The organism is Lactobacillus fornicalis (assembly GCF_055362665.1).
This window is the reverse complement of sequence record NZ_JBLTIM010000005.1, coordinates 116011-136841: the sequence shown is the minus strand read 5'-3', so window position 1 is coordinate 136841 and position 20831 is coordinate 116011. Positions and strand designations below refer to the sequence as shown.

General features: G+C 33.6%; 19 protein-coding genes and 1 tRNA gene. 13 read left to right on the top strand and 7 right to left on the bottom strand.

Annotated elements, in window-relative coordinates:
- The first annotated feature begins 30 nt into the window (after positions 1 to 30).
- Positions 31 to 507 carry a transcription elongation factor GreA gene (gene greA / locus ACNDLV_RS01710; RefSeq protein ID WP_006586478.1) on the top strand — a complete coding sequence of 159 codons (477 nt, stop codon included), beginning with the start codon at positions 31 to 33 and terminating at the stop codon, positions 505 to 507.
- 65 nt (positions 508 to 572) lie between these two features.
- Here greA and ACNDLV_RS01705 read toward each other — a convergent pair whose 3' ends face one another.
- The gene (locus ACNDLV_RS01705) at positions 573 to 3131 is read right to left on the bottom strand and encodes a YfhO family protein (RefSeq protein ID WP_022091114.1); all 2559 of its coding nucleotides are present in this window, start codon (positions 3129 to 3131) and stop codon (positions 573 to 575) included.
- A 110-nt stretch (positions 3132 to 3241) separates the two neighbouring features.
- On the opposite strand from ACNDLV_RS01705, the gene ACNDLV_RS01700 reads away from it, so the two are divergent.
- From ACNDLV_RS01700 to ACNDLV_RS01675, 6 genes are all read left to right on the top strand, one after another.
- Positions 3242 to 5368 carry a peptidoglycan D,D-transpeptidase FtsI family protein gene (locus ACNDLV_RS01700; protein WP_048588233.1) on the top strand — a complete coding sequence of 709 codons (2127 nt, stop codon included), beginning with the start codon at positions 3242 to 3244 and terminating at the stop codon, positions 5366 to 5368.
- Positions 5369 to 5443: 75 nt separating this feature from the next.
- Positions 5444 to 5593, top strand: coding sequence for a 50S ribosomal protein L33 (gene rpmG / locus ACNDLV_RS01695; protein ID WP_006586481.1), 150 nt, complete (start codon positions 5444 to 5446; stop codon positions 5591 to 5593).
- 44 nt (positions 5594 to 5637) lie between these two features.
- A complete protein-coding gene (locus tag ACNDLV_RS01690; RefSeq protein WP_006587156.1) occupies positions 5638 to 6195 on the top strand; it encodes a 5-formyltetrahydrofolate cyclo-ligase in 558 nt (185 codons plus the stop codon).
- A 37-nt stretch (positions 6196 to 6232) separates the two neighbouring features.
- Positions 6233 to 6922 carry a rhomboid family intramembrane serine protease gene (locus tag ACNDLV_RS01685; RefSeq protein ID WP_022091115.1) on the top strand — a complete coding sequence of 230 codons (690 nt, stop codon included), beginning with the start codon at positions 6233 to 6235 and terminating at the stop codon, positions 6920 to 6922.
- Complete coding sequence (locus ACNDLV_RS01680) at positions 6922 to 7131, top strand: YqgQ family protein (protein ID WP_006586484.1); 210 nt, start codon at positions 6922 to 6924, stop codon at positions 7129 to 7131. The genes ACNDLV_RS01685 and ACNDLV_RS01680 overlap by 1 nt, the downstream gene beginning before the upstream one ends.
- A 44-nt stretch (positions 7132 to 7175) precedes the next feature.
- Positions 7176 to 7577: a rhodanese-like domain-containing protein gene (locus ACNDLV_RS01675; RefSeq protein WP_006586485.1), complete on the top strand. Its 402-nt coding sequence runs from the start codon at positions 7176 to 7178 to the stop codon at positions 7575 to 7577.
- A gap of 89 nt (positions 7578 to 7666) precedes the next feature.
- Here ACNDLV_RS01675 and ACNDLV_RS01670 read toward each other — a convergent pair whose 3' ends face one another.
- The gene (locus ACNDLV_RS01670) at positions 7667 to 7846 is read right to left on the bottom strand and encodes a DUF3042 family protein (protein ID WP_006584464.1); all 180 of its coding nucleotides are present in this window, start codon (positions 7844 to 7846) and stop codon (positions 7667 to 7669) included.
- 68 nt (positions 7847 to 7914) lie between these two features.
- Here ACNDLV_RS01670 and miaA point away from each other — a divergent pair, with 68 nt between their 5' ends.
- The 3 genes from miaA to glnA all read left to right on the top strand — a co-directional run bounded on the left by miaA (position 7915) and on the right by glnA (position 11666).
- Positions 7915 to 8835 carry a tRNA (adenosine(37)-N6)-dimethylallyltransferase MiaA gene (miaA, locus tag ACNDLV_RS01665; RefSeq protein ID WP_006586486.1) on the top strand — a complete coding sequence of 307 codons (921 nt, stop codon included), beginning with the start codon at positions 7915 to 7917 and terminating at the stop codon, positions 8833 to 8835.
- Positions 8828 to 10075, top strand: a complete 1248-nt coding sequence (locus ACNDLV_RS01660) for a methionine gamma-lyase family protein (protein ID WP_006586487.1) — start codon at positions 8828 to 8830, stop codon at positions 10073 to 10075. Before miaA ends, ACNDLV_RS01660 begins: the two co-directional genes overlap by 8 nt.
- Before the next feature lie 253 nt (positions 10076 to 10328).
- Positions 10329 to 11666 (top strand): type I glutamate--ammonia ligase, encoded by a 1338-nt coding sequence (glnA, locus tag ACNDLV_RS01655; protein WP_006587159.1) that lies wholly within the window; start codon positions 10329 to 10331, stop codon positions 11664 to 11666.
- A gap of 55 nt (positions 11667 to 11721) precedes the next feature.
- On the opposite strand, the gene ACNDLV_RS01650 is transcribed toward glnA, so the two are convergent.
- On the bottom strand, positions 11722 to 12477 hold the full coding sequence (locus ACNDLV_RS01650) for a nucleoside phosphorylase (protein WP_006587160.1): 756 nt from the start codon (positions 12475 to 12477) through the stop codon (positions 11722 to 11724).
- 191 nt (positions 12478 to 12668) lie between these two features.
- On the opposite strand from ACNDLV_RS01650, the gene ACNDLV_RS01645 reads away from it, so the two are divergent.
- Positions 12669 to 13751 (top strand): BMP family lipoprotein, encoded by a 1083-nt coding sequence (locus tag ACNDLV_RS01645; RefSeq protein ID WP_006586490.1) that lies wholly within the window; start codon positions 12669 to 12671, stop codon positions 13749 to 13751.
- Positions 13752 to 14100: 349 nt separating this feature from the next.
- Positions 14101 to 15279 (top strand): MFS transporter, encoded by a 1179-nt coding sequence (locus ACNDLV_RS01640; RefSeq protein ID WP_006586491.1) that lies wholly within the window; start codon positions 14101 to 14103, stop codon positions 15277 to 15279.
- 47 nt (positions 15280 to 15326) lie between these two features.
- On the opposite strand, the gene ACNDLV_RS01635 is transcribed toward ACNDLV_RS01640, so the two are convergent.
- The 3 genes from ACNDLV_RS01635 to ACNDLV_RS01625 form a co-directional block, all read right to left on the bottom strand.
- Positions 15327 to 15836, bottom strand: a complete 510-nt coding sequence (locus tag ACNDLV_RS01635) for a hypothetical protein (protein WP_022091117.1) — start codon at positions 15834 to 15836, stop codon at positions 15327 to 15329.
- Positions 15837 to 16180: 344 nt separating this feature from the next.
- Positions 16181 to 18559: a Xaa-Pro dipeptidyl-peptidase gene (locus tag ACNDLV_RS01630; protein ID WP_006587163.1), complete on the bottom strand. Its 2379-nt coding sequence runs from the start codon at positions 18557 to 18559 to the stop codon at positions 16181 to 16183.
- Between the two features lie 11 nt (positions 18560 to 18570).
- Entirely contained in the window at positions 18571 to 18927 is a 357-nt protein-coding gene (locus ACNDLV_RS01625; RefSeq protein WP_006587164.1) for an arsenate reductase family protein, read from the bottom strand.
- 163 nt (positions 18928 to 19090) lie between these two features.
- Between ACNDLV_RS01625 and ACNDLV_RS01620 the strand changes: the two genes are divergently transcribed.
- Positions 19091 to 19167: transfer RNA gene (locus ACNDLV_RS01620), tRNA-Arg, on the top strand.
- Between the two features lie 139 nt (positions 19168 to 19306).
- Here the strand turns inward: ACNDLV_RS01620 and ACNDLV_RS01615 are convergent.
- Positions 19307 to 20734, bottom strand: a complete 1428-nt coding sequence (locus tag ACNDLV_RS01615) for an SNIPE associated domain-containing protein (RefSeq protein WP_006587165.1) — start codon at positions 20732 to 20734, stop codon at positions 19307 to 19309.
- Positions 20735 to 20831: the final 97 nt, after the last annotated feature.

Genomic DNA, 20831 nt, shown 5'->3' with positions numbered 1-20831 from the left:
CTGGTGAAATATCAATAAAGGGAGATTAATATGCCACAAAAAACATATCCAATGACTGCCGCAGGCAAAGAAAAGCTTGAAGCAGAACTTAAAGAATTAAAACTTGTTAAGCGTCCAGAAGTTATTGAAAGAATTAAAGTTGCTCGTTCATATGGTGACCTATCTGAAAATTCAGAATATGATGCAGCTAAAGATGAACAAAGTGCTGTAGAACAACGGATTGCTCAAGTTGAACAAATGCTTAAATATGCTGATGTTATTGATGCTGATAGTGTTGATCCTAATGAAGTTTCAGTTGGTAAGACTGTAACTTATACTGAAGTTGGTGAAGATGATCCAGAAACTTATACAATTGTTGGTTCTGATGAATCAGATCCATTAAACGGCAAGATTTCAAATGATTCACCAATTGCACAAGCATTACTTGGTAAGCATAAAGGTGATACTGTTTCAATCAGTACACCAGGTGGAAGTTTTGATGTTGTTATTAATGACGTTAAAGCTTAATTAACATTAAACAATAGAACGAAAGAGCTGATACGAAGTTGTATCAGCTCTTTTTGTAATGTTTGTTATTGATTTCGTTTATGATAAAAATAATATGCTAAAAGGCAAATTCCAGTTATTACACTTAATAGTAAGCCTAAATAGAATTGATGTGGCACATAAACAAATTTTATTTGATGTTTCCCATTAACTAACTGAATTTCTAAGAAGGTATTAGTGAATTTAGTATAGTTGATTTTTTTACCATTATCATAGATGGTCCAATTATTGTCGTAAGGAATACTAGTTCTAAGTGTTTTATTGCCACTAGTTGTAAAAGTTGAAGTTTCAATAGTACCAGCTTTTGTTTCTTTAACAATTGGTTGGTTCTCTTTAAGTTTAGTCAAAGTAGTAGTAAGGTGCTTAGAATTTAGTTCCCAAATAATGATATTTGCTAAATTTACTTTGTTTTTTAATAAAGTAAATGAAAGAACTAATTTTTTGCCTTTTTGTTTATTGGCAATATTAAGAAGTTTGACCTGATCATAACGAGCATCTATATCAACACTTTCGCCATTAATAGTAAATGAAACAATTTTTCCTGTTAAACTAGCTGGTAATTGTAAGTAATAGGAATTATTAGTTTTTGGAGTAAAAGAGTATGAAATGGTTGCAACTTGGGTCAAAACCTTTTTTTGGTAAGTTGAATTACCACTAGCTTTCGCATTTTCCAATTGTGCAGTTGGAAGATTAATTGCAGTAAATAAGTTGGTTTTATCACCGGTTGCAGCAGTATAAAATGATTGCTGATTTTTGATAGGCTGGTTTTCAAAATAATTGGTAGCCCAATTTCTTTGAGAGATATAAGCAAGAGGTAAGGCTGTTTGGTTAATTGCATAAGATAGTTGCTTAAAATCTCCACCGAATGTCATTGAATTAATATCAGTTCGATATAGTCGATTATTGTATTTCATTCTCTGACTATTTTTAACATTATCATCGCCATAATAAGGCTGTAAGGTATATTTTACACCTAACAGTGAATCTAATACTTGTGTTGAAAACTTATTGATAAATGCATTAGAGTTATGTGCTAGTCCTTGATAGCTAATGAAGCTATTAATTTTAGAATTGGCAATTGAATTGAAAACTGATAAACCATAATAACCATCACTAAATGGATCATCGTCAGAACGAGAAAAAGTTTTTTCTAAGCGATATAGGCTACTGTCTTGGCTCTTAATTGAATTGGTAGCACTTGCAACATTTTCAGTAAAGTTGCTATAATCTTCATTTACTTGATAAGAAATACTATTTAAGCTTGAATTTAGGTTTAAAGCTGTAGCAATAATGGTCAAACCCCAGATTAACCCTTGTACTAAGATATTTTTTAGAGGTAAAGCAGCTGCAATAATAATAGCAATGACAGCGAAAACTAAACTAATTAGAACCTTATTGTGATCTAGAAAATCAAATCGATTCTTAGTTAATAACCAAGTAAAGAGTCCAGCTGATATTAAAACAATTAATATTAATTGCTTAATTGAAATCTTACTTTGTCTTGACAATACTTTGAGTGCAAGTTCAATTAATAAAAAGCTAATGACAAAACTGAAGCGAGCAGGATACCAAGTTGGAAATTGTCCTAAATGCCAGAAAAGAACTAATGGATTAAACCAGCAAGAAATAAATAAAAATAATAATAAAATTGCGTAGCTCAATCGTTCTTTAAGACTGAATTCTTGGCTTAAAAAGTAAGTTAAGCTAATTAGGAAAAATAAAATTGTAAGGTATACATTAGGTAATCCAGCTTGCATTTCATGGAAACTATATGAACCTGAAATAAATTTACCTAGTAGCTTGTATGGAGTAAATTGAATTCCCCAATTAAAGACGGCACTGCTATTTTTATTATTAATTATTTCATAAATAGTAGGAATTAAGGCAAAGGCTGCTAATAAAGTAGCGGTAGTTGATTTTATTACGTAATTGAGTAATTTCTTTTGCCAATTAGTAGGATGATTGAATAAATAAATGGCAAAGTAAAAGAAGCCAAACACCAAAGCCATGTAGCCAGTATAAAAATCAGTTACCCAAAGAAGGAAAGTAACAAGAATTAACCAGTTTTTTTTGCCCACTTGATGAATTTGCAAAATTAATAATGGCAGCAAAATTAAGCTGTCAAGCCACATTAAATTCAAGTTGTAGGCAATAACATAACCAGATAAGGCAAAAGCATTGCTACCTGCTAAGGCATAAATCTTTTGATAATGTTTTTGAAAATAATAATAGCTAGTTAAGCCAATTGTGCCAACTTTAAGTGAAATAATCCAATAAATAGCAATAGGTAATTGAGTCTTGCTGAAGAAAAGTAAAAGCATATTAAATGGGCTAGCTAAATAATAGAAGAAAGTTCCGATTAAACTGCCACCTAATCCATTTGCAAAACTATAACTGTATGCGGCAGGATTAAAGAAGTGATCTTTATAAAACGCAAGCAAATCAATATATTGCTGACCTAAATCAACAGTTAAGATTCGCATACCATGCATAGCAAAGTAACCAGCAAATATTGCAAATGGAATAAAAAAACTTAATAAATATAAAATTGTACGAACATGTTTGTCTTGATAATTAATTTTCATTTTCCTCATTTACTTAAGATTTAAAAAACATTGAAACTAACATTGGGATATACATAGCATAACACAAAGCTATCTGCTAAAATATTGACTGACTAGTGAGGTTGATTTTCTTGAATTTTTTAAAAAATAATAATCATAAATCTGATCGAAAAGCGGCTGAAACGCCAATCAGAATGAAAATAATTTTAGGTGTCATTTTTATTTTATTCGCAATGTTGATAGGACAACTAGCATATTTGCAATTAATTTATGGTAGTCGTTTTCATTCAGAAGTGCAAAAAAGCGATGACACGGTGGTTACTAGTGCAGTTCCACGAGGCATTATGTATGATGATAAAGGTCGCGTTTTAGTTGGTAATAAGGCTAATAACGCTATTACTTATACTAAGGGCTCGTCAGTTACTAGTAAACAAATTTATAATATTTCTACAGCTTTGAGTCAATATATTACTATTAGTAATGAAACACCAACTGACTTGCAACTAGCTGCTTATTATTTAGGTAATAGCAGCAATTATGCTAAAGAATATGCAAAATTGCCTAAGTCACAAAAGTATGATTCAGATGGAAACGAGTTAAGTAACTCAAAGGTCTATTCCACACTAGAAAAGCAAGTTATTAAAGAAAAGAAGCATTATACTAGCAGACAAAAGACTGCTGCTTTGATTTTTAATAAGATTTCTGGTGCTTATAGCTTGTCAACAATCTATATTAAAAATCAAAATTTAACTGATAAAGAAGTTGCTTTGGTTGGTGAACATTTATCTGATTTACCTGGTGTTGGAATAGGGACTGATTGGGAGAGAACTTATCCTAATGGATCTTCAATTAAGACTATTATTGGATCTGTTTCTTCCGAAAAAGCTGGATTACCTAGTGAAAACTTGCAATATTACTTAGCTCAAGGTTATTCACGTAATGACCGAGTGGGGACTTCTTATCTTGAAAAGGAATATGAAGCTTTACTTAAAGGCACTAAGACTGAAAGTAAATTAACAACTAAGTCCAATGGAACAGTTACGCAAACTAAAACTGTCTATAAAGGGCAAGCTGGGGCAAGTTTGATTCTGACACTTGATTCTAAATATCAAGCAAAAGTACAAAAGAAATTAAAATCTGTATATTCTTCTGCCTTATCAGCAGGTGCAGCTCATTATTCAAGTGGTGCATTTGCAATTGCAATGGATCCAAATACAGGAGCAATTAAAGCAGTAGCAGGACTAGACCATGATGTGAAAACTAATAAAGTTACTGATGATGCTTTAGGTGTTATTAACCAATCATTTGTTATGGGGTCTGTTGTAAAGGGTGCGCAAGTTGCAGGTGGTTTAATTAATAAAGTTATTACACCAAGTAGTAATACTTTGCCAGATACACCAATTTACTTACCTGGTACACCAGTTAAGAAATCTGTTTATCCAGTTGGGACTTTCAGTTCATTGGATGCAGAAACAGCCCTTGAAGTATCAAGTAACATTTACATGATGCAACTTACATTAAGATGGTTGAATGCCAAGTATACACCAAAAACGTATATTCATATGCCGACTGATGCTTTTGATATTTTAAGACGCAATTTTGCGATGTTTGGATTGGGACAAAAGACAGGAATAGATTTACCAGGAGAAATTTCAGGTATTGAAGGTAAGACCCATAATTCATCTGGTCAATTGCTTTCTGGTTCAGTACTTGACGAATCCTATGCTAACTATGATGCATATACTCCTATCCAACTGGCACAATACATTTCAACCATTGCAAATGGTGGCTATCGAATGCAACCATATTTGGTACAATCAGTTGGTCAAACTAATTCAAGTGGTACAAAAGTTTCAATTAATTACTCTAAAACACCAAATGTTCAATTTAGAATACCTTGGACAAGTAGTGAATTGAATGTTATTAAAACAGGGATGTACCGTGTAGTACATGGGACCAATGCTTGGGGTACCGCCCATACATTAAAGGATGTTAAGCCAAGTATTTCAGGTAAGACTGGTACTGCTCAAACTTTTTACTATGATGCCAGTGCAAGTAAGAAAAAGAATAGTAGCAGTGATCCAATTGAATTAATCAATGCTACTTTTGTTGGTTTTGCTCCTTCAAGTAAGCCAAAATTAGCTGTAGTAGTGGTTTTCCCAGGTTTGGATCCTAACTTGGAAGGTACTTACACATTGCAAGTAGCTAAAGAAATGGTTGAAGATTACTTCAAATTAAATAAATACGCAGAAAACTAATATTTTTTCTGGTAAAAGCTATTGAAAAATGCTATCATTGAACAGTCGAAATAAATTTAATAGGTGGTGGAAGAAATGGCAGATAACATTATTCTTGAATGTACTGAATGTGGCGAAAGAGACTACTTAACTAAGAAGAATAAGCGTAAGCACCCTGAACGTTTGGCTTTGAAGAAATATTGCCCACGTGAAAGAAAGGCTACGCTTCACCGCGAAACTAAGTAATTACTAAGACAACAGGTTAAAAAGCCTGTTGTTTTTTTGTTATAATGTTAAACATGAAGAAAAAAGAGTTAAGACAGCGACAAATTCTTCGTTTAAAAGAATTTGCCAAGAAGGACCGAAAAGTTGAAGAAGATATTTTATTACAAAATAAATTTTTAGCTAATTCGTTACTTGAAGGAGTGAAAACAATCGGTGTAACTTGCCCATTGGATTTTGAAATTGATAATCAAATAATTATTGAGCAAGCTAGAAAAAAGGGAATAAAAACTTATTTAGCTAAAAGTTATCATGATAAGAGTATGGATTTTGTTTATTTTGATGACCAAACCCGATTAGAAAAATCTGACTTTGGTGTTTGGGAAGTAGCAAATCCAACTGAGATTAATAATCAACTAGATTTATTGCTAGTACCAGGACTTGCTTTTTCTAAGGTAAGTCATGATCGTTTAGGCTTTGGTGGTGGTTATTATGATTGTTTTTTAGCTGAACATAATTGTAAAACTGTTAGTTTAGTTAATTCGGTTATGTTATTTGATACGCCAGCTTGGCCAATTGAAGTAACTGATAAGCAAGTTGGAGAATTAATTACTTTAACCAAGTAATAGACAAACTAAAAGGAAGAATGAAGAATAGTGACTTATGAATAATCCAAGAATTAGAAAATATTATAAGACTAATGCGATGACTAATACTATTTTTGTGGTTTTAGTTGCAATGTTTGCCTTAGAAACATTCAATGGCGGATCAGAGGATTCAGCAGTTTTATTTAAATTGGGTGCGCAATTTAACCCCGCGGTTATTATTTTAGGTCAGTGGTGGCGCCTTTTTACCGCCCAATTTTTACATATTGGATTACTGCATTTGGTTGTTAATTGCGTTACGCTCTTTTATATGGGGCAATATTTAGAACCAATGCTAGGACATGTACGTTTCTTAATTATTTATTTACTAGCAGGAGTTGGTGGTAATTTAATGACAATGGCTTTTGGTAGTGATAATGCGGTAAGTGCTGGAGCATCAACTGCATTGTTTGGCTTATTTGGGGCGATGATTGCATTAGGTATCGCTAATCGGACACATGAGGGAATGGCCTATTTAGGAAGACAATCATTTGTATTAGCTGTAATAAACCTTTTGTTTGATATTAATGTCCCACAAATTGATACTTGGGGCCATGTTGGTGGATTAATTGCTGGATTTTTATTAACAGTAATTTTGGGAGATCAAAACTTACGTGGTTATAAATTACCAATAAAAATTTTAGCAGCATTAGCATTAATTGTTTTTATATTAGCAACTTTGAGAATGGGATTTATTATTTCGGAATAATGAAAACTTTATATGATGTGCAACAATTGTTGAAAAAGTTTAATATTTTAGTTTATGTTGGTAAGCGTAAATGGGATATTGAGCTGATGGCCTTAGAACTGGATAATTTGCACCATGCTGGAGTAATTAGCCAAAAGGATTATTTAACAGCAAAACTTATTTTGCGACGGGAACATGAAATTGAAGAAAAGAATGAAAAAGAGTCGTAAGAGCGGTATTATAAAATAAAGAAAAATTTGAGGAGAAAGAAATAGTGAATACTTTTTTATTAGTTATTGATGCGATTTTATTAGTTATTATCTTGTCATTTCTTTGCTCTTGGCTATGGAACAAATACCAAGCTAAAAGAGTTGGTGGCGCTTTAAGTAATGAAGAATTTCGAGCAGGTATGCGAAAAGCGCAAATTATCGATGTTCGTGAAAGTGCTCCATTTAAACGTAAGCATATTGATGGAGCGCGTAATATTCCAATGACCATGTTTAAGTACCAACATGGTGAAATTAGAAAGGATTTACCTGTTTATCTTTATTCTGATGCAAGTTCTATTACTTTGCGTGCCGCAAGAATTTTGCAAAAAGACGGTTACAAAAAGATTTTTTGGCTAAAAGATGGTTTAGAAAATTGGGATGGTCGTACTAAGGCATCAAAATATTAATTAAACAAAAAAACTTGCTAGGATAAATACCAGCAAGTTTTTTTAGTAACTTATAATTATAATGTTAAGTAACAATTTTAAATATTGCTTTAACCTAAGTGAGCTGAGTGACTCTTACGGTTAGCGCGAATGCGGTTTTGTTCAATTCGCTTAGCTTCTTGTTCAGCAGGGTCTAAGACCTTCTTTTTGTATGTGAAAACACCTGCTGCAATTGTACCTAAAGTAGTAATCATTCCGGTAACAAAGCCGGCTCCAAACTTTTTAGCCATTTTGAATTACCTCCTAGTTCATTTACTTTAATTTTAGCAATATTTATCATTTTATTAAAGGAAAAGGTATGCAAAAAATAATAGTTGTTGTCGGACCGACAGCTGTAGGTAAAACTAGCTTAGCGATTAAATTGGCTCAGCAAGTAAATGGACAAATAATTTCTGGCGATTCCATGCAGATATATCGCGAGGTTTCAATTGGGACAGCTAAGGCAACTGAAGAAGAACAAGCTGCTGCTCCCCATTTATTAATTAATCAGAAATCTGTTTTTGAAGAATATTCTGTTAAGGACTTTGTAGCAGATGCTACTAAAGCGATTGATAAAACAATTCAAATAAAAAAAACACCGATAATTTGTGGTGGAACAGGGTTTTATATCAATGCTTTGATTAATAAATTACAGCTTGGAGAACCAGGAGAATATGAAACGAGTGTTGAACCTAAGTTTGAAGTTTTCTTAGCTGAACATGGTCCTGAAAAGTTGTGGCAACTTTTGCAAGAAAGGGATCCTCAGGCGTGTGAGAAGATTCCAGTTGAAAATACTCGGCGAGTATTACGAGCTTTAACAGTTATTGATCGGACTGGAGAAAAATTTAGTCAGCAACAAGTACAAATAAAGCCACGATATGATGCTTTATTAATTGGTTTAAATAGTGAGCGTCAACTAGTCTATGATCGGATTAATAAGCGAGTCGATATCATGATGACTGAAGGGTTACTTGACGAAGCTAAATTTATTTATGAAAATCGAGCTAGGGAATATCAAATTCTGCAAGCAATTGGCTATAAGGAGTTTTTCCCTTATTTTGAAGGGACAAGTGATTTAAATACTTGTGTTGAGAAACTTAAACAGGCCTCAAGAAAATATGCTAAACGGCAGTTAACTTATTTTAGAAATAAGTTAACAGTAAATTGGTATGATTCTCTAAATAATCCGAATTATTTTGAAGAAATTTTAACGAAAGTAGAGCAATGGCAAAATGAATAATTATCCTAAAGAACTAATTCAAATAGTTAAAGAGGTAAATAACTTAATTGCCCCTAAATTAGCAGAGCTTGATGAACAAGTTGTGTATAATCAAGCCAAAGTATTAGAAACTTATAAGCATGCTAGTGTTGCTGAAGCTGATTTAAAAGGGACAAATGGATATGGTGATGATGATACAGGGCGCGATAAGCTAGAGCAGATTTTTGCGGAAGTATTTCAAACTGAAGCTGCCTTAGTACGTCCGCAATTTGTTTCAGGCACACATACATTGGCAACAGCTATGAAAGGAAATTTACAAGCAGGCGATACTTTAACTTATTTGACCGGGATGCCATATGATACTTTACAAACTGTTATTGGTCTTACACCACATAAGCAAGGAACCTTGATGCAAAGAGGTATTAAGTTTTCTTATGTTCCATTAAAAAATAATCAAGTTGATTACCAGGCTGCTAAAGAAATTCTGCTTCGTGATAAGCCAAAAATGGTTGCAATTCAAAGATCTAAAGGATATAGCACTAGACCAAGTTATAATGTGGAGCAAATTAAAGAAATGATTGCTTTTGTCAAAGAAGTTTTACCATCAGCAATTGTTTTTATTGATAACTGTTATGGGGAATTTTCTGAAAAGCATGAACCAACAGAATATGGAGCAGATTTAATGGCTGGTTCTTTGATAAAAAATGGTGGTGGTGGAATTGCCAAAACAGGTGGTTACATTGTAGGAAAAAAGCAATTGGTTGAAAATGCCACTTATGAATTACTAGCACCAGGATGTGAAGAAGAAGGAGCTACTTTAACTAATATGCAAGATTTCTTGCAGGGCTTTTTCATTGCTCCTAATACTGTGGTAAATGCTATAAAAGGTATGGTTTTTAGTAGTGCGCTGTTAGAAAAAATGGGTTTAGAAGTTGCTCCAAGATGGGATGCAGTTAGAACGGATTTGATTCAAAATATTATTTTTCATGATCCAGAAAAAATGGTTAAATTTGCCAAAGAGCTGCAAAAGAATTCTCCAGTTGATTCTTTTGTAGACCCTGTTCCATACAATATGCCAGGTTATGAAGATAAAGTTGTAATGGCAGCTGGGACCTTTGTTTCAGGTTCAACAATTGAATTTTCTGCTGATGGTCCAATTAGAGAACCATATGCATTATATATGCAAGGTGGATTAACTTATGCCCATGTAAAAATTGCTGTAATGAATGCAGTTAATGAATTGTTTTTTAAGAAAGTTTAAATATTAATAAAAAATTAGAGCTGATTTCAGCTCTTTTTTTTAGACCAATTTTCTTTTCTAGCCTTACTTACACATATGTTTTTTATACTTTTGAAAAATAAGTAGTCCAATATAATTAGCATAAAATAACTATACCAGTTTGACAAAATAAAAAACAAAGGCTATTATATGGCTATGTTCTTAGGAAATATAATTGATTCTAGGACTATACCAATTTTGTTACGATAGAAAGATTATGTTAACAGGTGGAAATATGAAGAAAGTATACACTGAAGAAGAAATTCGTAAAATTGTTAGAGACCAAAATGTACGTTTCTTACGTTTATGCTTCACAGACATCAATGGTACATTAAAGAATGTTGAAGTTCCTCTTAGTCAATTAGATAAAGTTTTGGCAAACGAAATTCGTTTTGATGGTTCAAGTATTGATGGATACGTTCGAATCGAAGAAAGTGACATGGTTTTATACCCTGACTTCTCAACTTGGGCAGTATTACCTTGGGGCGATAATGAAGGCGGCAAGATTGGTCGTTTGATTTGTTCAGTTCATAATACTGATGGTACTCCATTTGCTGGTGACCCAAGAAACAACTTAAAGCGTGTTGTTGCTGAAATGAAAGATATGGGCTACAGCAACTTTGAAATTGGGTTTGAAGCTGAATTCTTCTTGTTCAAAGAAGATAGTGAAGGTAACTGGACTACTAAGCCAACTGATCAAAGTTCATACTTCGATATGGCTAGCGAAGATGAAGGTGCTAAGTGCCGTCGTGATATTGTTGAAACTTTGGAAAAGATTGGTTTCGAAGTTGAAGCAGCTCACCACGAAGTTGGTGCTGGTCAACAAGAAATTGATTTCCGCTTTGATGATGCAGTTGCTACTGCAGATAAGGTTTTAACTTTCAAGATGGTTGTTAAGCAAATTGCTAAAAAGCATGGCTTACATGCAACCTTTATGCCAAAGCCAGTTGAAGGCTTACCTGGTTCAGGTATGCACACTAATATGTCATTATTCAAAGATGGCAAGAATGTCTTTTATGACAAGGATGGCGAATACAAGTTATCAAAGACAGCTCTTTACTTCTTAAATGGTATTTTAAGCCATGCAAGAGCCTTAACTTGTGTTGGTAATCCAACTGTTAACTCATACAAGCGTTTAATTCCAGGGTTTGAAGCTCCTGTATATATTTCATGGGCTAACAAGAACCGTTCACCACTTGTTCGTATTCCAGATGCTGAAGAAATTGGTACTCGTCTTGAAATGCGTTCAGCTGACCCAACAGCTAACCCATACTTATTATTAGCAGCTTGCTTAAAGGCTGGTCTTGAAGGTATCAAGGAAGCTAAGATGCCAATGGCCCCAATTACTTCAAATGTCTTTGAAATGTCTGCTGAAGAAAAGAAGGAAAGAGGAATTATTGCTTTACCTTCAACTTTGCATAATGCTACTAAGTACTTCAAGCAAGATAAGTTAATCCAAGACGCTTTAGGTGAACACTTAACTCAAAGCTTTATTGAATCTAAAGAACTTGAATGGGCTCAATACACTCAAAGTGTTTCAGATTGGGAAAGAAATCGTTACATGAACTACTAATATGTAGTAATAACTATCTGAATACTATAAAAGGAGAGGTTTATACCTCTCCTTTTTATATTGCTGTTAAAATATCACAAGCTAGACCCACGACATCCTTTTGGCGCGTTTGCCCCCAGTTGCGTGCATCATGTTCAAAATTAGCTAAGCTGTCAGCAGAGTATAGAATCTGAGCAAATTGAACCTGGCGTAATTGGCAACAAGCGGCCATTGCGGCACATTCCATTTCAACAACCGATATTCCTTCAGCTAGATGCTGTTCAACTTTAGCTTTAGTTTCTCTGAAAAAGCCATCAGTTGTCCAAGTGGTTACTTCGGTGTAGGGCAGGCTTCTTTTTTCAAGTTGCTCTTTAACTTGCGTCACTAATGGACTAACTAAGTTGATGTAACGGCTTGGAGCTAGATAATGAAAACTGGTGCCTTCATCACGCAAGGCTTTAGTTGGTAAAAAGAAGTCACCTTCATTTCCAGAAGTTAAAGCGCCACAAGAGCCAATTGCTAGCACTTCTTTTACACCATAGGCAATTAGCCAATCAAGAAGTTGAACAGCAGCACTAGCACCTAAAGGTGGGCGAACAAGTGAAAGAGTTTGATTATGATACTGAACTTGGTAAACAGAAAAGTTGCAAGCAAAAGTCTCAAAGTTGGCAGCAATTTTATAATCTTTATCAGCTAAAAAAGCTTGAAAATTTTCATCAGTGACAAAAGGATAGACAAGCTTGTCAGCAAAATCGCATCCCAAATTTTCGTGATTAGGATTAAGAACAGCGTTAGGATTTGAATCGAAGTTCATTAATGATAATTTTTCCACATTTTTCACCTCTTAATAATATTTATTTAATAATATCATAATAGGCAATGCGAATCTAGCTAGTGTTTCTTAATATATAAAAGTGTGCAAATATTTGTTATTATATTTTACTATTTTGCATTGACAAAAATCGGTCAAAAAGATATCGTATTATAGAATTTGTTCGCTTTTATGTTAGAAGGAGATTTTTGATGAAGAAGACGCAAATCAAAGCTGTAGTAGCTAGTGGACTAATGGGTGTTATTCTATTAACTCTATCTGGGTGTCGTGCGAAACGTTCGCTTAGTCAAAATAATGCGAAGAATAAGCATTCAATTGCCCTGATTACGGATATTAGTGGAGTTGATGATCACTCTTTTACTGAAGCTGCTTGGCTCGGATTTAAAGCTTTTGGTAAAGAACATAAACTTAGTCAAGGAATGGGAGGATATCAATATTTTCAATCTAATAGTGAAGGAGATTTTGTCCCTAACTTCAATCAAGCAGCTAGTGCTGGATTTGAAACTTTATATGGAGTAGGGTATGCATTAAAAGAAGCTGTTGCCACAGTAGCACAAAAATATCCTGAAAAAAATTTCGTTATTATGGATGATGTTATTGAAGGGCGAAAGAATGTAGTTAGTGCAACTTTTAAATCTAACGAAGCATCATACTTAGCAGGAGTTGCTGCGGCATATACTACCAAAACTAATACTGTTGGTTTTATTGGTGGAGCTAAATCGACAGTACTAGACTTGTTTGAAGCAGGTTTTAAACAAGGGGTCCGTGATACAGCTAAAAAATTAGGTAGAAATATCACAATCTTAGATCAGTATGTTGGAGATTTCACTTCAACTGACAAGGCTAAAGCAATTGCTCAATCTATGTATGCAAAAAAAGCTGATATTATTTATCAAGCAGCAGCAACTGCTGGTAATGGAGTTTTTCAAGAAGCCAAGAATCTCAATAAAACAAGAAGCGAAAAGAATAAAGTTTGGGTAATTGGGGTTGATTCGGATCAATCAGCTCAAGGTGAATATACTAATAGTAGTGGTAAGAAAGATAATTGTACGTTAACTTCAGTATTAAAGGGATTGGGCTATGCTGTTAAAGATATTGCTGATAAAGCATATATTGGTAAGTTCCCTGATGGTCAGCACTTAGTTTACGGCTTAGAGCATAATGGTGTTTCAATTACTAAGGGCAATTTATCTACTAATGCATGGAAGGCGAGTCAAACAGCTAGAAGTCAAATTATTGCAGGAAAAATAACCGTAGAAAAAACACCAAAATAAAGTAAAAAGTACAATTAATGATTTTTTGAAGCATCTCATAATTGTTAGGTATAGGTCTAACGATTGTGAGGTGTTTTTTTATATCTGATGTGAGAGTAATAGAACAGGCTTTGTAATTTTCTGTGAACTGAAAATTTATGGGATGTTTAGCATAATTTTCTGTAAACTGAAAATTTATAGAAATTTCAGCCAAATTTTCTCTCAACTGAAAACTTTACTAAAGATATATCGATATACTGACCAAAAATATATAGTGATTTAATAAGCAAAAATTTTAAAACTCATTCAAGCAAGAACTATAATCTTGGTATGATATAAATAGAAACAATAATAAATTCTAGGAGGAATTATGGACAAAGATAAAGGAAAAACTGTTTATACTAAAGATGTATTTTTAGTAATGGCGGCTTCATTTTTCTTCATGTTTAGCGTGATGTTTATTACGCCCTTAATCAATGGATATGCGATTAGCTTAGGTGCTAGTAGTAGCTTTGCCGGATTTGTAGTCGGAATAATGAGTGTTGCTTCACTTTTTTTACGTCCTATTGCAGGTAATATTACTGATATTTTTTCAAAATATCGGTTGTCTTTAATTGGTGGAATATTGATTGCAATCGGAATTATTGGATATGTAATCACACCTAATAGTGAGTTGCTCTTATTATTCAGATTAATAAATGGAACTGGCTTTGTGTTATGTACAGTATGTATGACTACTTGGCTTGGTGCGCTTGTTCCGCGAAGTCATGTTGGACAAGCAATGGGCTTTTATGGCTTAATGAATGCGTTAGATATGGCAATCGCACCAGCAATTGCTATTGATGTATACCATACAATTGGTTATCGTAATTCATTTATTTTGGCAGCAGTAGCCAGCATTTTGATGATTATCGTCATTCAATTCGTTGAAAATCATGCCATGCCGAAGGTAAGAAAAAATAAACTAAAGAAAAAGTTTAAGTTGGTTCAGAAAAATGCTTTTCCTGTTACAATTTTGACTGCTTTATTTGCAATTCCGTATTTTATTACCCAGGCTGATATTGTGATTTATGCTGAGCAAAAACATCTTGATATTCACGTGGGGATGTATTTTGTAATTTATGCGATTGTTTTACTAGTACTGCGGATTGTATTAAAGAACTTTTTTGATACTGTAAGGTTTGGAGTTTGGCTTTATGTTGCGGCAGCTAGCATGTTCTTTTATTTATTTATATTAGCAATTATGACTAATGACTTAATGATGGGGCTTGCCGCAATTGGAATGACTGTGGGGTATGGAATTATATATTCGGTTTTGCAGTCAACGGCGTTATTGTTAGCACCACTTGAAGAACAAGGATTAGCTAGTTCGACCTTTTATATGGGAATTGACTTGGGGATGAGTTTTGGACCAATTATTGCTGGATTCATTGATACTTATTTGCCAATTCAATATTTCTATTTGGTGCAATTGATTTTAGTACCCTTAGTTTTAATTGTTTACTTTGTTTATCGCAAGCGGCTAAATGGAGCGATTGATCAACATTAAAGTGAAAATAAGAAAGTCATCGGAAAATCCCGATGACTTTTTTGTTACTAATATAAGAATGGAATAAGAGGGGAAATTTGTTTGAAAAAGGCATTTTTAGTTTCTAAACTGCATTTCCAAAACCAAGTGCCTTCTTTATGAAATCCATAAAATAATGCGAAGATTAAATCAAATCCCAAAATTGCTAGATAAGGAATTAAAAGTAATAAAGCATCTTCACTAGCTAGATTGCCCCAAGCAATCAGTTGCAAGCCAATTGAAAAAAACATGATGCCTGCATAATTGCGATGTTGCTTAATTACAAAAATTAAAATAAGAGTCATAGCTATTAATGAAACTACTCCATCAATTATTAGTAAAGAAGTATAAGTTAAGCTAGTTAAAACTTTAACAGCGATAACTAAGATTAAGTTAAAGAGTCCAAATAATATGCTTACTTTAATACCTGGCAGTAAATCCTTAACCTTTAAATTGGTATTTGTAGCAAGGAAAGTTCGTGTAAGGACTGCGGATACAATAAGAATGCAAGGGATGATGTAAAGAAATTGAAATAACATTTTGTCCACATCTTTTGATATAACTTTTCCTAATTTAATTATACAGGCCCCCATCCTTGGAAAGCGCTTTAATTACTAGCTAAATAGTAAAGAAAAAAGTAAATATAATCTAAAAATTGTATTTGCTAAAAATATTATTGAATTTATATTGTATTCTCTATACCTAAAAAGCCACTCTCCAATTACGGTGAGTGGCTCTGATTTAGGAATAAGTGGACGTCTTTCCTATAAAGAATACAGGCAAGTGTCCGCGTATTAGAATACTATATTTATATCATTTTCGCAATAAAATATATTGATATATTAATAAATTTACAGAAAATAAGCATAAATTTATTAATAGTTTATTTCTGCCAGAAAGATAATTCACTGTGGGCTAAATCAATAGTATAAGTTTCTTCTTCTAATGGACGCTTAGTCATTGCTTGGTCAGTTGAATAAACAATTAATGCTAATCGACTGCCTCGTGGCATCTTGTAGTAAGTTGGTTGAAGTAAAAAGTCTAAATAGACCATTTGATTAGCCTCTATCTGGCTTGGATGTTTCATGTCTTGATAGTTTTGTAAGTTCATATGGCCTTTACAGATTAACTTAGCTTTTGTTTCTTTATCTGGCATAAACTCTTGCAAGGTATCAACACCGAAGCGATAACCTAATTCTTGACCACCAGGCATAATGAATTTGGGTGTGGCAGTTAGGCGTTTACGCTTGCCCAGTTCAACTAAGGCACAAGATAATTGCCCTTTAGCTAGACTTGCACTAACGCGAATGCGGACACGCGGACGGCCATTGATGGTAATCGGGTGTGCATATTCATCGCTAGTGAAGCGGAGGCTGGCTTTAGTCCATTTTTCTTCTCCACAAATAAATTGATATTCCCAGGCTGATTCAGAAATTTTAGCTGCTTTAAATTCTTTGCCACCAAGGTCGGTAAAGGATTTTTTAGTGTGGCCTGGAAGGTTTTTATTTAAAGTCATATCATCATTTAAGAAGTAAACCGTTTCATTACCATCATCTGTCCAATTTTCTTCTTCATGCCAAGTGTCGGCCTCTAAGTTGTCTTGAATCATTACTTTTGGCCATTGAGTAAGTGCTCCATTTTCAATATTAAGGAGTTCATGAACAAACCATAAGTTCATTAAGTCTGTAAAGTCAATTGAAACTAAGTTGTTCATATTATAGTGAGGACCTTGATGTAAGAAAAGGTGAGAGGCAATTGGTAATTTAGAAACTTTTTGCCAAAGTTTGTAAACATTTTTAGGTTTAACATTCCAGTCATTAAGTCCATGGACACTGATAAATGAGCATTTGATGCCATCAGTGTGGTGGCGGTAGTTTCTAGCTTCCCAGAAATCTGAATATTGCCCCGTGGTTCGATCACTCTTAGCTAATAAATCTTTTTGCATTTGGTCATATTTTGCTTGGACCTTAAGACGACTGCCAGCATCCCAAAGATTAGATTGACATGTTTCAGCTAGTAAATCTAAATCTTCTCCTTGGCAAGCTTCTGGAGCGACAACTAGACCGTGTTCACGATAGTAATCATACCAAGATGAAATGGCAGCTTCAGAAACAACTGTTTTAAGTCCTGCAACGCCAGTTGTTGCAATTGCAATTTGTAAAGTACCAAGGTAAGAACGACCAGTCATTCCGACATTGCCGTTGCACCAGTCAGCCTTAATTTCAGTTTGACGGCTGCGGTCAGTATAGGCAATGCGGTCGCCATGAAGCCATTCAATGATTTCTTTGGCACTTTCAGTTTCTTCTGGTGCCCCTGTAATTCTTAAACCATCGCTACCACGGGTACCAATTGCGCCAGCATAAACATTAGCTAATCCGCGAGCCAGCATATATTCATTTAAGGTGTAAGCGGCTTTGTGAACTGCTTCTTCACTAGCTTGACTAGTATCTCCACTTGGCTTTTTAGCAGGGACGGTCGGCATTGCCTTGTATTGTGGGTTAGACCAAGAACTTGCATCACTTAAATTTTCATCAACATTGTGGTTGCGTTTAACGTTGTCAATAATTCCGCCAAAGTAGGGGTCCGCAGTGTATAAAGCTGGAACTTTAAGGCCAGCATTTGATTCAGGTACCCTAAAAATAGTGACTTGCAAGAGGTCACTTTCTCCATCTTGATCTGTATCTAAATCACTTTCAACATAGACAACTTCCCGAATTACCTTGCTAGTGTCGAAAACAGGAAGACTTTTACCGTTAAAGAACATGAACTTATTTTGACCATAAAATTGGGTAAAGTAACCACGTCCTGCTATGACATCAAGATAGGTTTGACCATTTTTAGCACGAGTGTTTAATAAGAGATAAAAGGCCGAAATTAAGTCGTTTTTGTTAGTAATATCTCCAAAAATAGGTAGAGCATTTTTCTTCATTAAACTAGTTGGCTTATCAAATGCATAGTCGTAAACCACATGATAGCCTAGTAGTTGCAATGCCGCACAATAGAACTCATCAGCTGTAATTTGGCTAGGATTGTTTTTTAAAAAATCTGCCAAACTAGTTTTATCATTAACCGCAAATTCTGCTAATTTGGCTTCTTTGCTGGCATCAGTTTTTGCTTCAACGATTGCTTGTTTAAACAAGTATTTAAATAAATCGACGAATGAGTAATCTACATAATCACTTGGTAAAAACTTAATCTCAGTTAATTCTTTTACTTTTTGATCAAAGTCAGTTTTGACAAGGGCATATTGGTTGTATTTCATAAATATTCTCCTTATTTAAGCCATAACTTTTGATAAACATCTTCTTTGAAGCCACAGGATAAGTTTTCACCATCTGTGATTAAGGGACGTTTGATTAACTTACCATCACTTGCTAGTAATTTACTTGCCTCTTCAAGAGTCATTGAATCGAGTTTATCTTTGAGATGCAATTGACGATAATGTTGGCCACTAGTGTTGAAAAAGTAGCGTAAGCCACGATCCTGATACTTTGAAAGCCAAGTTTGGAATTCAGCTTCAGTTGGTGGATTTTGGGTAATGTCTACAAATTCGTAATCGACATTATGTTCATCAAGATATTTTTGTGCCTTATTTGAGGTAGAGCAACGACGATATCCATAAAATTTCATAAGCGTATCTCCTTTAGGAATCATTTAATAATATAGTAATATTTTTTGAAGAATTTAGAAAACAATTTAATTGGTAATAGGGAAGAATATTATCAAATTATTTTATCAAATTTTAGTTGACACATAAAAAGCAATCACATATAATAATTTATGTTGCTGATGCGGTTCGGTAGCTCAGCTGGATAGAGCAACGGTCTTCTAAACCGTGGGTCGTGAGTTCGAATCTCACCCGAATCACCAGTAATATTAAGGCTTAGGGTAATTGCCCTAAGCCTTATTTTTTGTTAATTATCGAAAATTATCTATTTTAGAATAAAAAGCTCAAGAACATAAAATATATCAGATTAATATTGATATATTTGTCTTGAGCTTTTCTTTTTTAATTATTTTTTTCAATTAAAAGAGAATCACGATATTCAGAAGCTTCTGGAACTTCATGAAAATCAAAAGTAAGATCCTTGTGTTCTTTTAACACCTTTTTGATTTCATTGATTGTTATATTGAAGTATTCTTTTCGTCTGTTCACTTTATTAATTCTTTGTTTGTCGAAATAATTATGAAGTTCAGCTTCAAGTTGATAGGCTTGGTCACTAAATATTAAAGCATGGACATCAAATTTAAATGGAACCGAAGCACTACCAAGTTCATTAATTCTATCCATCGGATCTAATCGACGTGTCACTCCGATTTTGTATATGTCTTTTCCAAAAGAACCTACATTTGAAATAATATATACATAGCCAGCAGTTGGGTTAGCTGCTCGATTTTCGAGTTTTTCTTTCTTTTCTTGAATAGTAGCTAACTTAGCTTGTAATTGTTGCAATTCATTTTTTAATGAAATAAGTTCGCTTTCGTTTGTTGTTTGTTTTATTTTTTCTTCAACTAATCTTTCGGCTTTTTGGAAATGAGATTCATCTTTTTCATATTTCTTACGTTCATTTTCTAATTCGCGTTGTAATTGACGCTCTTCTTGCTCTCTTTGTCGTTGCTCTCTAAGAATTTCTTTTTCTTCTTCTTTCTTCAAAGCATATTCTAAAGCTAAGCGAGCCTCATCTATTTTACTATCTAAATATTCTGCAGTTATTCTGATACTATTTTCTTCATTTAACTTATTTAATTGCTCAAATGAACGATTAATTCTTTTTTCTATTGTAGTAAAATTAGACTTTGTGACTTTATTTATTGCAGCTTCGCATTCACCGGTGAATGAGCGTAGTAATTGTTTAATATTCTTTTTTTGCAATTTTTTCCCTTGAGATACTGAATCATTTAATGTCATTTGATGAATGATTTCAGCTGCGACTTCATTTTTAATCATCAATTTTTGATTAGCTCTAATCTCAGAAAGTTTTCCTTTATAGGTACTAGAATTTGCAAAATTATATTTTGGTTTGTAAAGACCATATGATTCATACTTTATTTCATCTGAAACATCAATAATTTTAGCATTTAATTCTTTTAGTCGGCTTGTTAGCCTAGCAATTTTTTTGTCATGATTCTTAATTTTATCTTTCTTTTGAATAATTATAGTATCTAATTTATTAAGTTCTTCATTTTTATCCTTAATGAGGTTATCAAGTTGCTCTGGCTGCATTTGTTTTATTGATAGTCTAATGTCAGCTTTTTCTTTGAGTAATTGGTTTTCTTTTGTTAAGTCAACAATTTCTTTTTTTAAATCCTTTATGTGAAATAATTTAAAAATTGAAGACTTAGTTTGGATTTTCGAAGAACTTTTTTCAGTTGAATTTACACTCGAATCCTTTGAATTGTCTATATTTTGTTTTTTATTTTTTTTAAATAGTGCCATCTTTCTCTTTCTCCCCAATGGTATTTGCTTTAAATATATATGATTATACAAGTTTCTTGCAAGTTAGACTTAGCCATCTTTTAAGTATTAATACTGT

Excerpts from the sequence above, each read along its gene's own strand:
- glnA (WP_006587159.1), top strand. The coding sequence starts at position 10,329 with ATGAAGAAAGTATACACTGAAGAAGAAATTCGTAAAATTGTTAGAGAC.
- rpmG (WP_006586481.1), top strand. The coding sequence starts at position 5,444 with ATGGCAGATAACATTATTCTTGAATGTACTGAATGTGGCGAAAGAGAC.
- ACNDLV_RS01635 (WP_022091117.1), bottom strand. The coding sequence starts at position 15,836 with ATGTTATTTCAATTTCTTTACATCATCCCTTGCATTCTTATTGTATCC.
- miaA (WP_006586486.1), top strand. The coding sequence starts at position 7,915 with ATGCAAAAAATAATAGTTGTTGTCGGACCGACAGCTGTAGGTAAAACT.
- greA (WP_006586478.1), top strand. The coding sequence starts at position 31 with ATGCCACAAAAAACATATCCAATGACTGCCGCAGGCAAAGAAAAGCTT.
- ACNDLV_RS01705 (WP_022091114.1), bottom strand. The coding sequence starts at position 3,131 with ATGAAAATTAATTATCAAGACAAACATGTTCGTACAATTTTATATTTA.
- ACNDLV_RS01630 (WP_006587163.1), bottom strand. The coding sequence starts at position 18,559 with ATGAAATACAACCAATATGCCCTTGTCAAAACTGACTTTGATCAAAAA.
- ACNDLV_RS01680 (WP_006586484.1), top strand. The coding sequence starts at position 6,922 with ATGAAAACTTTATATGATGTGCAACAATTGTTGAAAAAGTTTAATATT.
- ACNDLV_RS01625 (WP_006587164.1), bottom strand. The coding sequence starts at position 18,927 with ATGAAATTTTATGGATATCGTCGTTGCTCTACCTCAAATAAGGCACAA.
- ACNDLV_RS01660 (WP_006586487.1), top strand. The coding sequence starts at position 8,828 with ATGAATAATTATCCTAAAGAACTAATTCAAATAGTTAAAGAGGTAAAT.
- ACNDLV_RS01690 (WP_006587156.1), top strand. The coding sequence starts at position 5,638 with ATGTTAAACATGAAGAAAAAAGAGTTAAGACAGCGACAAATTCTTCGT.
- ACNDLV_RS01670 (WP_006584464.1), bottom strand. The coding sequence starts at position 7,846 with ATGGCTAAAAAGTTTGGAGCCGGCTTTGTTACCGGAATGATTACTACT.
- ACNDLV_RS01645 (WP_006586490.1), top strand. The coding sequence starts at position 12,669 with ATGAAGAAGACGCAAATCAAAGCTGTAGTAGCTAGTGGACTAATGGGT.
- ACNDLV_RS01640 (WP_006586491.1), top strand. The coding sequence starts at position 14,101 with ATGGACAAAGATAAAGGAAAAACTGTTTATACTAAAGATGTATTTTTA.
- ACNDLV_RS01685 (WP_022091115.1), top strand. The coding sequence starts at position 6,233 with ATGAATAATCCAAGAATTAGAAAATATTATAAGACTAATGCGATGACT.
- ACNDLV_RS01615 (WP_006587165.1), bottom strand. The coding sequence starts at position 20,734 with ATGGCACTATTTAAAAAAAATAAAAAACAAAATATAGACAATTCAAAG.